Source organism: Mesorhizobium delmotii, from assembly GCF_900149755.1.
GTDB classification, from domain to species: Bacteria; Pseudomonadota; Alphaproteobacteria; order Rhizobiales; family Rhizobiaceae; genus Mesorhizobium; species Mesorhizobium delmotii.
The window spans coordinates 20,073-33,825 of the sequence record NZ_FUIG01000013.1 but is presented as its reverse complement, the minus strand read 5'-3'; the positions used below and the strand labels follow the sequence as shown (position 1 = coordinate 33,825).

The following is a 13,753-nucleotide window of genomic DNA, read 5'->3' as shown; positions in this document are numbered from 1 at the left end:
GCGCCCCTTTCTCCCCGTCACTATACGGGGAGAAATGCCCGGCAGGGCAATGAGGGGCAGCGCCAACGCTGAATTGGGCTAGGGCCAAATTCGGACCTGAAGTGATTGCTCCGGAACTGACTCTGAAGCGACTTTCCCTTTCCCGGGTCATGCGCTAGTCAACAAAAGAACGGCAGAACGCCACTGGGAACCGGGACGGACGAGAGCATGCCAGGCGACGACGACACAGTGCTGCAGTTTCCGGTCCTGATCGGCGACATTGGCGGCACCAATGCGCGCTTTTCGATCGTGCTCGACGCGAATTCGGAACCAACCGAACCGCAGATCGTCCAGACCGCCAATTTCAACACGATCGACGCAGCGATCCAAGCGGCGGTGCTCGACCGCTCGTCGGTGCGGCCCAACTCCGCCGTGCTGGCGGTGGCCGGCCCGGTCGACAGCGACGAGATCCCGCTCACCAACTGCCCGTGGATCGTCAAGCCGAAAAAAATGTTTGCCAGCCTCGGCCTCGGCGACGTCGTGGTGCTCAATGATTTCGAGGCGCAGGCGCTGGCCGTCGTGGCGCTCGGCGAAGAGCATATGGAAAAGATCGGCGGCGATGCCCCGGAGCCCAATGCCGGGCGCGTGGTGCTCGGTCCCGGGACCGGGCTTGGCGTCGCCGGCCTGGTCCACGCGCTGAACCACTGGATACCGGTGCCCGGCGAGGGCGGTCACATGGATATCGGGCCGCGCTCGCCGCGCGATTTCCAGGTGTTTGCGCATATCGAGAAGCTCGAGGGCAGAATCTCCGGCGAACAGATCCTGTCCGGACGCGGCCTGGTCAATGCCTACCGGGCGGTGGCCAAGGCGGACGGCAAGCCGGCGCCGTTCACCACGCCGGCCGAGGTCACCGCCGCGGCGCTGGCGAAGTCAGATCCGTTGGCCGAGGAAGCACTGTCGCTGTTCGTCACCTGCCTCGGGCGCACCGCCGGCGACCTCGCGCTGGTGTTCATGAGCCGCGGCGGCGTCTTCCTGACCGGCGGCATCGCGCAGAAAATCCTGCCGGCGCTGAAGACGGGCAATTTCCGCGCCGCCTTCGAGGACAAGGCGCCGCACAGCGAGCTGATGCGCGCCATGCCCGTCTATGTGATCACCCATCCGCTGGCAGCGCTTTCCGGCCTTGCCGCCTATGCCAGAAACCCGTCGCTGTTCGGCGTCCAGACCGCGGGGCGGCGCTGGCGGGCCTAGATGACGACCGAAGCCGCGGCGAAGTTTTGCCGGCCTCTGCCATAGGCAAGCCGCCGCCGGGGCGCTAAGAGGATTGCCGAATTGGCCCGGCCGCGGAGCCGAACCGACATCACGGAACGATCCCGACTTGAACCAGTCGCCAAACCACCAAGCCAAAGCCCGGCCCGGCGAGATCGTGGCGGTGATCCGCCGCATCATCGCCGAGAATAGCCGCGACTACCGCTGGTATTATGTTCTGGCGGTCCTGTGCCTGGTGACGGTTGCGGCCACGACTGCCTTCACCGCCTGGATCATGAAGGATGTCGTCGACCGGATCTTCTATGAGCAGCGCGGCGATCTCATCGCGCTGATCTGTCTATCGATCCTGGGCGCCTTCATGCTGCGCGGGCTGGCCACCTACGGCCAGGCGGTGACGCTGGCCAGGATCGGCAACAATCTGGTGGCCCGATACCAACGCCGCATCTTCGCTCACCTGATGAAGCTCGGCATCGGTTTCTTCAACGACACGCGCTCGGGACGGCTGGCCGCCCAGATCAACGAGAACGTCAACGGTATCCGCGACCTGCTGTCGATGACGCTGACATCAGTGGCACGCGACGCCGTATCGCTCATCGCGCTGATCGGCGTCATGATCTGGCAGGATCCGATGCTCTCCTTGATGTCGCTGCTGATCGGGCCGCCGCTGATCTACACCGTCGTCTACCTCACCCGCAGAATAAGGCGCGCCACGCGCGAAGCCGTGCAGATAAACTCGCGGCTGATCGGCGCCATGCAGGAAGCAACGCAAGGCATCGCCATCGTCAAGGCGTTTACGCTGGAGGACGAGTTGTCGCGCCGCGTCAGCGGCCTTGTCGACGGTGCCGAGCAACGGGCAAACCGCATCGCCCGCGTCTCGGAACGATTGACGCCGATCTCCGAAATGCTGGCCGGCTTCGCCGTCGCCGGCGTCATCGCCTATTCAGGCTATCGGGCGGCCGTCGGCGGCCAGCCGCCTGGCGCCGTCTTTGCCTTCATCACCGCATTGCTGCTCGCCTACGACCCGGCCCGGCGGCTGGCGCGCATGCAGGTCGGCATGGAACGGGCGCTGGTCAATGCACGCATGATCTACGAACTGCTCGACCTCGAGCCGCAGCAAGGCGACGCGGCCGGAGCGGCCGAAGCGAAGATCACCAGGGGCGAGGTGCGTTTCAACAATGTGTCGTTCGGCTATGTCGCCGACGCTCCGGTCCTGCAGGATTTGAGCTTCGTCGCCGCCGCCGGCAAGATGACGGCCATCGTCGGCGCCTCGGGCGCCGGCAAGTCGACGCTGGTGGCGCTTCTGCAGCGTTTCCACGATGTCGAGGCGGGCAGCATCGAGGTCGACGGCCAGGACATTTTAGAGGTGACCAAGCAGTCGCTGCGCCGCTCTATCGCCTATGTCTCGCAGCAGCCCTATCTGTTCGAAGGCACCATTCGTGACAATATCCGCTACGGGCGGCTGAGCGCCAGCGACGCCGAGATCGAACTGGCCGCACAACAGGCCGAGGCCGATGGCTTCATCCGCCAGCAGCCGCTAGGCTATGACACCCCTGTCGGTGAAGGCGGCCTGACGCTGTCGGGCGGCCAGCGCCAGCGCCTGTCGATCGCCCGCGCCATCGTGCGGCAGGCGCCGATCCTGCTGCTCGACGAGGCGACCTCGGCGCTCGACAACGAGGCCGAAGCGCGCGTCCAGCAGGCGCTGACCCAGGTTATGAAAGGGCGCACGACCATCGTCATCGCGCACCGGCTGTCGACGGTGGTCAATGCCGACCACATCATCGTGCTGGAACAGGGCCGGCTGGTCGAACAAGGCACGCATGCCTCGCTGATGGCCGACCCGCACAGCGTATATGCCCGGTTCCACCGGGTGCAGGGCAACAAGGGGCTGGGGCTTGTCGACGACGGCAAGCCAATCCAAACTCCGCTGCGGCGCGCGAAAAAAGCGATTGGGAGAAATTTATGAGCGGTACGGCCACAAACGACCCCCCCGTCAATGAAATGGGCCTGGTGGTGGTCGGCGCAGCCGGCCGCATGGGCCAGGCGCTGATCCGCGCCATCCACACAATACCGGGGGCACGCGTCGTCGGCGCGATCGAGCGGCCCGGCTCGCCACATCTCGGCAAGGATGCCGGCGAGCTTGCCGGCATCGGCACTATCGGCGTGGCGATCGGCGACGACCCGCTGCCGGCCTTCGCCAAGGCCGACGGCGTGCTCGATTTCACAGGCCCGGCGGCGACTGTCGAATTCGCCGGCTATGCGGCGCAGGCGCGCATCGCCCACGTCATCGGCACCACCGGCTGCTCGGCGGACGACAATGCCAAGATCGCCGCGGCGGCGCGCCATGCTACGATCGTGAAGTCAGGCAATATGAGCCTCGGCGTCAATCTGCTGGCGGTGCTGGTGGAGCAGGCGGCGCGCTCGCTCGATGCCGACGATTTCGACATCGAAATCCTCGAAATGCATCACCGGCACAAGGTCGATGCGCCCTCGGGAACGGCGCTGCTGCTCGGTGAAGCCGCCGCCACTGGGCGCGGCATCGATCTTGACGGGAACAGCGTGCGGTCGCGTGACGGCCACACCGGCGTGCGAAAGGCGGGCTCGATCGGCTTCGCCACGCTGCGGGGCGGCTCGGTGGTCGGCGACCATTCCGTGGTGCTGGCCGGCACCGGCGAGCGCATCACGCTCGCCCATCATGCCGAGGACCGGGCGATCTTCGCCCGCGGCGCGGTCAAGGCCGCACTGTGGGCACGCGGCAGGAAGCCGGGACTGTATTCGATGCGGGACGTGCTCGGACTCGCCTGAGACGATCTGATCCACAAACTGAAGGAGCAAAAATGTCGGGAACTCTCGTGCTCGTGCGCCATGGCCAGAGCGAATGGAACCTGAAGAACCTTTTCACCGGATGGCGCGATGTCGACCTGACCGAATTGGGCCACGCCGAGGCCAAGGAGGCGGGCGTCAAGCTGAAGGCGCGCGGCATGAAGTTCGATATCGCCTTCACGTCGTCGCTGATCAGGGCGCAGAAGACCTGCCAGCATATTCTCGACGCCGTCGGCCAGAGCGATCTCGAGACGATCCGCGACCAGGCGCTGAACGAGCGCGACTATGGCGACCTCTCCGGCCTCAACAAGGACGACGCGCGCCAGAAATGGGGCGAGGAGCAGGTGCATGTCTGGCGCCGCTCCTACGACGTGCCGCCGCCCGGCGGCGAAAGCCTGAAGGACACCGGCGCGCGCGTCTGGCCCTATTATCTGCACGACCTGCAGCCGCATGTGCTGCGCGGCGGCACCGTGCTGGTGGCGGCGCACGGCAATTCGCTGCGCGCGCTGATCATGGCGCTGGACGGCAAGTCGGGTGAGGAGATCGTCAGACTGGAGCTCGGCACCGGCGTGCCGGTCATCTACAAGCTCAACCCCGATTCGACTGTCGCGTCGAAGGAAGTGCTGGAGGGCGCATGACCCCGAACCGCAGGTTCGGAAAGGATCATGCGCAGATTCAAAACTACACTAGCCGGCGCGCGGGCGTGTTTCTTGATTGAGCAAAAAAGCGCGTTGACACTCACCCTTTGCCCGCCTAAAGAGCCCGCACCAGCCCAGATGGCGGAATTGGTAGACGCGCACGGTTCAGGTCCGTGTTCCGCAAGGAGTGGAGGTTCGAGTCCTCTTCTGGGCACCATCATCTTGTAAGTACCTGATTTCATTCAGGTTCTGATTCGCTTTTCCAGTTCGGCCCAGTTGTAACAGTGACTGTTATAGTCGGGGCCCGAATCGGATGGCGAAACTGCCTGAACGGATGATGACGCGCAGCGGCATTTTTTACTGTCGAATTTGGGCGGGCAATAGCCAAGGGGCAGCCTGATCCTTCGCTGGGCGATCTTCGTGCGGGCAATTTTCGGCAGGCCGAGAACCCTGACGCGCCTAGCTTGGGCAGTTCCCAGCCGACGGCACCAACCGCCATGCCGATCTCGCTCGACGAACTTTTTGAGCGCTGGGAGGCGGAAACCGATCCGAGTGCCAGCACACTGTCCAGCTGGCGCGGCATCATGCGCGACCTGAAATCATTCGTCGGGGACAGGCGGACGACATTACTCGCATCACCGCCGAGGATATCGTTGGCTGGAAAGACAAGCTCGTCAAAGCCGACGCGGCGGCAACCATCTCGCGATGGCTATCTCGGCTGCGCCCGTGCGCTGTTCAGGTTTGCCGTGGCGAACAGGCTCGCGGCGTCCGATCCCTCCCAGGGCATCAAGGTCGCGCGCAAGACGAAGGCGGGCATGAAGATGCTCGGCTACAGCGGCGAGGAGGTGGCTCGTCTGCTGGATTTGGCGAGCGCCGCTCCGGAACCTTGGAAGAAGTGGCTTCCCTGGTTGGCTGCGGCCACGGGTTCACGGATTGGCGAAGTGGCGCAGCTGCACGTCAGCCATGTGTTTGAGGAAGACGGATATCATGTCGTAAAGATCACGCCGGCAATCGATGCGGGTAGCATCAAGAATGCGGAAAGCGAAAGGACAGTGCCCATTCATCCGGCCCTGCTTGCAGCAGGCTTCCTGGAGTTCGTGCGAACGAAAGGCCAAGGCCCACTCTTCTATGGCCGCTCGTCAGGCGATCCAAAGCGAAAGCATGCCTCGAAAGGCGTTGCCAACCGGCTGGCTACATGGATTCGAGCGAACGGGTTTTCCGATCGACGCAAGGCGCCGAATCATGCGCTCAGGCACTGGTTCAAGACCGAAGCGTCAAGGGTTGGCATTTCTGACAGCGTGGCCGACGCCATTCAGGGCCACACCGACAGCAGTTCCTCGGGTGTCTACAGGCATATCGGCTTGGCCCTGATGGCATCAGCGCTCGAGAAGATCGAACTGCCGCCGCGCCGCGGCGTGTCCTTAGACGCTTAGAGCTACACGTCCGCGCTGGAGCAAGCTCGCAACCTCCTGATTGCGCCAAGAGCGGTTATCGCCGAACCACTACTCTCAGACGTCGCATTTGGGGGCCGACAAACGAACCCGCTGCGCGGGATGGGCGCGCGCGGTGAGGGCTCGCGCTCGCCCGCGAACTGCTCGCGGTCGCGAGCCCACCGCCTGTGGCCCGCGGGTTCCTTCCTCGGGGACTTTCGTACGCCTGCCGGCGCCCGAAACTCTTCACGATAGCGGACCGGCAGCTTTCCGGTGTCCGAAAGGACAATAGTGGACGTTCAGATCGGGAGGACCGAGGTCTCAGACCGGCGCGACCTCACCAACTCCTGGTCTCCTGCACCGATAGCCATGAGATCACGGCGAGAAACACCAAACCGCCTGAAGGCGTGCCTAGCCGTCCTAAAGGGGCTATAAAGTACCGAACCATGCTGGCGCGCCGTTACCCGGTCGCATGCGGGCGATCGTGCCGAAGCAGGAACGCCTGGGCGGCTTAGCCGCCATTATCGACGTCGCCGTCTGTTTCCGTAATGCTGAAAAGGACCGCGTCGATCGCGAGCGTCCCGGATTTTGCTCTCGATACCGACGACCCGACCGCGTCGATCCTCGATCACGACGCCGACCTCGTCCTGATCCTTGGTCCGGTAGTGTGAGAAAGACACCCGTCGCTCTGACCACGATGCGAGCTTCAGGAATTCCGACACCACGAAGCTCTCGAGCAAAGCACCGAACCGCGATCGGTCCTACGTCCTTCATCTACGGCCGGTCACAAGATTGTCAACAATCTTTAAAAGTTTTGTTGACAGGTGATTGATTTGAGCCTTCACTCGCAAAAGTCCGCGTATCGGTCGAGTTCTGTCGCAACAATGCGCGGCCTCCAAGGGGAAGAACAATGATCAACAGACGTTCAATAATCACATTCGCCGCGCTCGGCGCCGTCTCCGCGCTGGCAATCATGGCCGGCGGCACAATCACGGTGCACGCCGCCAACAAGGAACTCAAGATCGGCTTTGTCGGCGTGACGAGTGGCGCGGCCGCTGCGTGGGGCACATCCAACGTCCGCTCGATGCAGACACGCGCCGCCTGGATCAACGAAACCGGCGGTGTGAAGATTGGTGACGAGACCTATGACATCAAAATCGTCACCTTCGACGACCAGAAGGACCCGAAGCGGGCGATCGCCGGCATGGAGAAGATGGCCCAGGAGGGCATCCACTATGTCGTCGGTCCGAATGTCGACGACGGCGCGGCGGCGGTGCGTCCCGTGGCAGAATCCAAGGGCATCATCTATTTTCCCTACGCATTCCCGAAGGAACTCTACACCCCGCCGGCGTCCAACGCCGTGCTCGGCATGATCGCCAACTACCAGTCGGCTCCGGCGATCTACAAATATCTCATGGAAAACAGGGGCGTTAAGAAAGTTGCCTTTGTCGCCGCCAACGAATCCGATCCGCTGAGCCAGCGGGATGGCGGTGTTGCCGCGGCAAAGGCGCTCGGGCTCGAGGTTGTGGCTGCCACGGATGTCTACCAAAACGATACCCGCGATTTCACGCCGGTACTGACGCCGATCGTTTTGCAAAAACCGGACCTGCTGGTGCTTTCGGGTGTCGCGCCCGGCAATGCGCCGCTGCTGATCCGCGCCGCGCGCGAGCTCGGCTACGAAGGTCTGATCTCCACCGAAACGGCGCAGGATGCCAAGGTGCTGGAAGAGGGCGCGGGCGAGTTGGCCAACGGCTTCATCTCAGTCGGCGGCGCATCGACGCCCGAAATCGCGTCCGACACGATGAAGGAGTTCGTCGACCGCTATACGAAAATGTTCGGCGAATACAATGACGAGTCCAACACCAAGGTCTACGCGCTCGAATACATCATCGAGACGCTGAAGGCGAACCCGGCCGCGATCGACAATGTCGAGGAGTTCAAGAAGACAATCGACACTTTCTCGGCACCCAATCCCTACCTGAAGGACGATGCCAAGCTGACCTATGTCGGAATGACGTCGTTCGGCCAGAAGCGCCAGCTTTCGGTCCCGATGGTGGTCACGGAATACCGCGACGGCAAGTTCGAGACGCTCTTCGTCGCTGAAGTCGATTGACGCAACTGCACCGAAGCGGATTGCCGCGGAGGCTCGAGCATTCGTCTTCAGCCTCTGAACGGCCGGAACCATCCTGATGGAACAAGTCATCGCCAACGGGCTCTATCTTGGCGCGCAATACGCCTTGATCGCGCTCGGTCTGACCCTGATCTTCGCGCTGATGAACGTGCTGAACTTTGCCCATGGGCAGATGTACGTTCTCGGCGGCTTCGTCACCTACACCGTCTATGGCCAGCTCGGCATGCCTTTCGTCGTCGCGCTCGTCGCGTCCGGGATCACGCTGCTGGTCATTGGAGCGCTGGTCGAGAAATTCCTTTTCAGAACGGTGATCAAGCGAAGCGTGCGGGAGGAAAGTACGATGCTTCTCGCGGCGGCGGTCGCATTCTTCCTCGACGCCGTAATCCTCCTCCTGTTCGGTGAAAAGCAGCGCGGCGTGCCGAAGATCGTCAACGGCGTCTTCGTCTCCGACAGCCTCATAATGCCTTACGACCGGCTGCTGGTCGGCGCTCTCGCCATACTGTTCATCGCATCCTTCGTGCTTTTCATGCAGTACAGCAAGCCGGGACGCGCCATGCGGGCGCTGGCGCAGGACCGGGTCGCGGCGCAGCTTATGGGCGTCGAGGTCGACCGCTATTCGATGATCGGCTTTGCGCTTGGCGCCATGCTTGCCGGCATAGTCGGCGGGCTGCTGGTCGCCATCACCGGCGTCAATTCGGGCATCGGCGGGCCGATCTCGATCAAGGCGTTCTTGATGGTGATGATCGGCGGGGCCGGCGTGGTCAGCGGAGCGATCGCCGGCGGCTTCATCCTCGGCATGATGGAATCGGTCGGCCTGACGGTGCTACGCCAATATGGCGACGTCACCTATCTCGTCATCTTCGCCGCGCTGATGGTGTTCCTGAGCATCCGCCCGAACGGGCTCATGGGCAAGCCGTGGGGGTGATGGACATGAAGCGTACACGCAACATCCTCGCCGTCGCTGTCTTCCTGCTGGTCGTACTCATCGGCGTGCCCTGGCTGATCGAGGCGACCGGTCGGCTCGACCTCTACTACACGCTGACCTCGGTCGCGCTGCTCAGCATCGCCAGCGCCGGGGTGTGGGTGACTTTCTACATCGGCCGCATCAATATCGGCCAGGGCGCCTTCGCGCTTATGGGCGGCTATGTTTCGGCCATTCTTGTCGTCCAGTACGGTGTGTCGTTCTGGCTGACACTGCCGCTGGCTGGGCTATTCTGCGCCGCTGCAAGCGTGCTGATCGGACTGCCCATCCTCAGGCTTCGCGGCGTCTATTTCGCCATGGTCACGCTGGTTTTGACCGAAGTGGCGCGGCTGCTCGCGCTGGCACTGCCGATCACCAACGGCGCCAAGGGCATGGTCAGCATTCCGCTCCCCGGCGGCATCTCGATCTTCGGGCTGACCATCCTTCCCGATTTCGCGACGCTCGCCAATCCGCGTCCCGCCTTCTATCTGGTGTCGGTTGTGATGATGGTGCTGTGCTTTGCGGCGCTCTACCGCCTAGTCCATTCGCGCATCGGCAAACTCTGCCAGTCGTTGCAGCAGAACGAGGAACTGGCCTCCTCGATCGGCGTCAACATCGCCTATCTGCGCGTTATCGCCTACGCCATCTCCTCATTCCTCGGCGGTATCGGCGGTGCGATGTTCGTCGCCATCTCGCAGTCGATCTATCCGTCGAGCTTTACCGTCACCGACTCGGTGAACTTCATGCTGAACTGCTTCCTCGGCGGGCTCGGCCACGTCTTCGGGCCGATGATCGGCACCTTCGTGCTCTATTTCGGCTGGGATTTCCTGTTCGAGACCGGCGAGTTCCAGTTGCTGATCTTCTCTTCGGTGCTGATCGCGCTGATGCTGTTCCTTCCCAACGGCCTGCTCAGCCTCAGGCTGTTCGGCAAGAAGCAGGGCTAGGACCATGACTGAGCTTCTCCAGATCAAGGCAGTGACCAAACGCTTCGGCGGGCTGGTCGCGGTCAACAATGTTTCCTTCGCGGTCCGCGAACGCGAAATCCTCTCCGTCATCGGCCCCAACGGCGCCGGCAAGTCGACGCTGTTCAAGCTGATTTCCTCTTTCCTCAATCCGACCTCGGGCGAAGTGCTGTTCCGGGGAGAGCGGATTTCAGGCCTGGCGCCGCATATCGTCGCCCGGAAGGGCGTGGTGCGCACGTTCCAGGAGACGACGATCTTCAAGGGCATGACGGTGCGCGACAATGTCATCATCGCGCATCACCTGCGTTCCAATGCCAGCCTTGCCGGCTTCTATCTCGGCACGAATACCGCACGGCGCGACGAGGATGAATTCGGCCGCTCGGCCGACGAGATCATCGACTTCCTCAATCTCGGCGCGCAACGGCATGAGATCGCCAGCACGCTGCCTCACGGCCATCTGCGCGCGCTCGGTATTGCCATCGGGCTCGCCACGAACCCGACCGTGCTTCTGCTCGACGAGCCCTTCGCCGGCATGAACCATGACGAAACCGTGCGCACGGTGGAGATGGTGCGCGGCGTGCGGAAGCGCGGCGTGACTGTCCTGCTGGTCGAGCACGATATGCCCGCCGTCATGAACATTTCCGACCGCATCGTCGTCCTGAACTTCGGTGTGAAAATCGCCGAGGGAACGCCGAAGGAAATCCAGGAGAACGAAAAGGTCATCGAGGCCTATCTCGGCGCCGAAGATGAGACGATCGGATTTTAGCCATGGGCGAACTGCTGAAAGTCTCCGACGTCGAACTCTACTACGACCATGTCTATGCACTGAAGGGCGTGTCGCTCAACGTCAACGAGGGCGAGACCGTCGCGCTGATCGGCGCGAACGGCGCGGGCAAATCCTCGATCCTGCGCGCCATCACCGGCCTGAAGAAGGTCCGCAGCGGCGAGATTCATTTCCAGGGCCACCGCATCGACGGAACGCGCCCGGACGAGCTGGTCAGGATGGGCATCGCCATGGTGCCGGAGGGTCGGCGCGTCTTTTCCTACATGACGGTGCGCGACAATCTGATGATGGGTGCCTTCACCCGCACCGACAAGGCCGAAATCGCCAGGACGCTGGACATGGTGCTCGGGCGATTTCCGCGCCTGAAGGAACGCTATTCCCAGACGGCGGGCACGATGAGCGGCGGCGAACAGCAGATGCTGGTGATCGGGCGGGCGCTGATGGCCAAACCGAAGCTTCTGCTGCTCGATGAACCCTCGCTCGGCGTCGCGCCGAAGCTCGTCCAGGACATCGCCCGCTCCATCGTGGCGATCAATCGCGACGAAAAGGTCAGCGTTCTCTTGGTCGAGCAGAATTCGCGCATGGCGCTGCGCATCTCGCAGCGCGCCTACGCACTGACGACCGGAAAGATCGCGCTGGCCGGACATTCGGCTGAGCTGCTTGGCGACGACCGGGTCAAGAAACTCTATCTCGGCGGCGAAATATGAAAGCGCAAATGGACATACTCGTCGTCAATCCCAACACCACCGCGTCCATGACCGAAAAGATCGGCGAGGCGGCGCGCGGCGCGGCTTCGGCCGGCACCAGGATCATCGCCGTCAATCCGAAGGACGGGCCGCCGAGCGTCGAAGGCTATTTCGACGAGGTCTTCGCCATCCCGGGAATGATCGGCGAGATCCAGAGACATCCGGCGGCGAGCGCCTGCGTCATCGCCTGCTTCGACGACACCGGCCTCGACGCAGTACGCTGCGTTGGCGAGATGCCGGTGGTCGGCATCGGCGAAGCGGCGTTTCACATGGCGAGCCTGATTGCCGGCAAGTTCAGCGTGGTGACGACGCTGTCGCGTTCGGTGCCGGCGATTGAGCACAATCTGGTGCGCTACGGCCTCGCCAGCCGCTGCGCCAGGGTGCGGGCAAGCGACGTTCCCGTTCTGGAGCTCGAAGTGCCCGGCTCCAACGCCCGCCATCGAATTTCGGAGGAGATCGAGCGCGCCATCCGCGACGACCGGGCCGAAGCGATTGTGCTGGGATGCGCCGGAATGGCCGACCTCGCCGCCGCGCTCAGCCGCGAACATGGCCTTCCCGTGCTCGACGGCGTCGCCTGCGCGGTAAAACTCTGCGAGAGCCTCGTCGGCCTTGGCCTGTCGACCTCGAAGCGCGGCGGCTACCAGGTTCCACTCGAAAAATCCTTCGCCGGAATCTTTGCGCCCTTTTCGCCCTCCGGCCGTGTATCCTGATGCGTGCAAAATTGTTGACATTCCCACACAGGATGTTCGATGTCCGGCCGGAAACGCGGTGTTCGCGCCGCTATGCGATCCGGCCGCCGGGACAATGAGACGATGGACCTGCTTGGACCAAAGACACGGGATGGCGACAAGCCGACGATGCGCTGGTTTCCGGTCTATGCCGGCCTGCGCGACGCCATCGTCAGCCACCGCCTCGCACCGGGCACAAAGCTGCCCGAGGACGAACTCGCCTCGATTTATTCGGTGAGCCGCGCGGTGATACGCGCGGCGCTGCAGGCGCTGTCGCATGACCGCTTGGCTCGGCTCGAGCCGAACCGCGGCGCGTTCGTCGCCCAGCCGACCAAGCAGGAAGCGCGCGAGGTGTTCGAAGCGCGGGCGCTGATCGAGCCCAAGGTCGCGGCGCTTGCCGCCGAAGTGGCAAAGCCGGCCGAGATCGCGCAACTGCGGCTTCATCTCGAAAAAGAGCACGAGGCTCTGCATGCCGGCCGCGACAGCGACGCCATAATGCTGTCGGCAAAATTCCATGTCGGCATCGCCGAAATCGCCGGCCATTCGATCCTGACCGGCTTCGTCAAAGACCTGTTGTCGCGGTCGTCGCTGATCATCGCGCTCTACTGGCGCCGCCGCGACACCACCTGCGAAAGCCACGCCCATCACGCCCTCGTCGATGCCATCGAAAAGCACGACGCAAAAAACGCGTCCGACCTGATGCGAAGTCATCTCATCGACCTTCTGTCGGGCCTTGATCTGTCGCTTGGCGAGAAGAAGCCCGAGAGCCTGTCGGATATCTTGCGCTGATCTCCGCCGTCAAACTCTTCGCCGGAGTTCGCCTATGTCCGCACCATGCTGGGCGTGCATAGCATGCATCGGCCCATGAGGACTGCTTCTTCGTTCCTGCTGTCATAACAGTAGCGCTCGTTGAGTCCGCGGCGCTGCCCTCCAGCTGCAGCTACTCCTGCTGGGCCATAGAGTCCCTCCCGCACAACGGTCGGGCAACGCGCCCGATCAGAGCTTGACGCAGCGCAGTCGCAGCAAGGATTGGGCAAACTGCCGGTTTTTCTTATGGCCTTTAGATACGACTTGATGCGATCGGTCGATGGCCCTCGCGAGAGGCCAGTTCCACACTGCAATCTTATGCAACTTTGCGCGAACAAACGTCGAACAACGTCATACCGACTTCGCTCACATGCTGCGGATCCGCTGTTCGTGATGGGCTCAGTTGCGCCAAGAGCGACCTTCCGAGCCGAGAACCAAAACTGTCGCATTTGGCGCCGAGAGAGGACCGGCAGCCTCAGGTTTCATAACGAAGATATCAGA

At 62.9% G+C, this 13,753-nt stretch carries 13 protein-coding genes and 1 tRNA gene; 13 read left to right on the top strand and 1 reads right to left on the bottom strand.

The features are described from left to right. Positions 1–207: 207 nt before the first annotated feature. The 6 genes from BQ8482_RS01555 to BQ8482_RS01530 all read left to right on the top strand — a co-directional run bounded on the left by BQ8482_RS01555 (position 208) and on the right by BQ8482_RS01530 (position 6,136). Complete coding sequence (locus tag BQ8482_RS01555) at positions 208–1,227, top strand: glucokinase (protein WP_123145983.1); 1,020 nt, start codon at positions 208–210, stop codon at positions 1,225–1,227. 127 nt (positions 1,228–1,354) lie between these two features. Then, complete coding sequence (locus tag BQ8482_RS01550) at positions 1,355–3,208, top strand: ABC transporter ATP-binding protein (protein ID WP_123145982.1); 1,854 nt, start codon at positions 1,355–1,357, stop codon at positions 3,206–3,208. Then, entirely contained in the window at positions 3,205–4,047 is an 843-nt protein-coding gene (gene dapB, locus BQ8482_RS01545) for a 4-hydroxy-tetrahydrodipicolinate reductase (RefSeq protein WP_123145981.1), read from the top strand. The genes BQ8482_RS01550 and dapB overlap by 4 nt, the downstream gene beginning before the upstream one ends. A gap of 32 nt (positions 4,048–4,079) precedes the next feature. Beyond that, entirely contained in the window at positions 4,080–4,703 is a 624-nt protein-coding gene (locus BQ8482_RS01540) for a 2,3-bisphosphoglycerate-dependent phosphoglycerate mutase (RefSeq protein ID WP_123145980.1), read from the top strand. A 132-nt stretch (positions 4,704–4,835) separates the two neighbouring features. Then, a tRNA-Leu gene (locus tag BQ8482_RS01535) sits at positions 4,836–4,920 on the top strand. Between the two features lie 280 nt (positions 4,921–5,200). Then, the gene (locus BQ8482_RS01530) at positions 5,201–6,136 is read left to right on the top strand and encodes a tyrosine-type recombinase/integrase (protein ID WP_123145979.1); all 936 of its coding nucleotides are present in this window, start codon (positions 5,201–5,203) and stop codon (positions 6,134–6,136) included. 518 nt (positions 6,137–6,654) lie between these two features. Here the strand turns inward: BQ8482_RS01530 and BQ8482_RS01525 are convergent. Next, positions 6,655–6,855 (bottom strand): DUF4143 domain-containing protein, encoded by a 201-nt coding sequence (locus BQ8482_RS01525; protein ID WP_244602686.1) that lies wholly within the window; start codon positions 6,853–6,855, stop codon positions 6,655–6,657. A gap of 188 nt (positions 6,856–7,043) precedes the next feature. Between BQ8482_RS01525 and BQ8482_RS01520 the strand changes: the two genes are divergently transcribed. From BQ8482_RS01520 to BQ8482_RS01490, 7 genes are all read left to right on the top strand, one after another. After that, on the top strand, positions 7,044–8,246 hold the full coding sequence (locus BQ8482_RS01520; protein WP_123145978.1) for an ABC transporter substrate-binding protein: 1,203 nt from the start codon (positions 7,044–7,046) through the stop codon (positions 8,244–8,246). Between the two features lie 76 nt (positions 8,247–8,322). Continuing rightward, positions 8,323–9,189, top strand: a complete 867-nt coding sequence (locus tag BQ8482_RS01515) for a branched-chain amino acid ABC transporter permease (protein ID WP_123145977.1) — start codon at positions 8,323–8,325, stop codon at positions 9,187–9,189. A gap of 5 nt (positions 9,190–9,194) precedes the next feature. Further along, complete coding sequence (locus BQ8482_RS01510) at positions 9,195–10,169, top strand: branched-chain amino acid ABC transporter permease (RefSeq protein WP_123147305.1); 975 nt, start codon at positions 9,195–9,197, stop codon at positions 10,167–10,169. 4 nt (positions 10,170–10,173) lie between these two features. After that, entirely contained in the window at positions 10,174–10,953 is a 780-nt protein-coding gene (locus tag BQ8482_RS01505) for an ABC transporter ATP-binding protein (protein WP_123145976.1), read from the top strand. 2 nt (positions 10,954–10,955) lie between these two features. Beyond that, a complete protein-coding gene (locus BQ8482_RS01500) occupies positions 10,956–11,678 on the top strand; it encodes an ABC transporter ATP-binding protein (protein WP_123145975.1) in 723 nt (240 codons plus the stop codon). A gap of 8 nt (positions 11,679–11,686) precedes the next feature. Next, the gene (locus BQ8482_RS01495) at positions 11,687–12,427 is read left to right on the top strand and encodes an aspartate/glutamate racemase family protein (RefSeq protein ID WP_123147304.1); all 741 of its coding nucleotides are present in this window, start codon (positions 11,687–11,689) and stop codon (positions 12,425–12,427) included. A gap of 102 nt (positions 12,428–12,529) precedes the next feature. Beyond that, positions 12,530–13,234 carry a GntR family transcriptional regulator gene (locus BQ8482_RS01490; RefSeq protein ID WP_123147303.1) on the top strand — a complete coding sequence of 235 codons (705 nt, stop codon included), beginning with the start codon at positions 12,530–12,532 and terminating at the stop codon, positions 13,232–13,234. Positions 13,235–13,753: the final 519 nt, after the last annotated feature.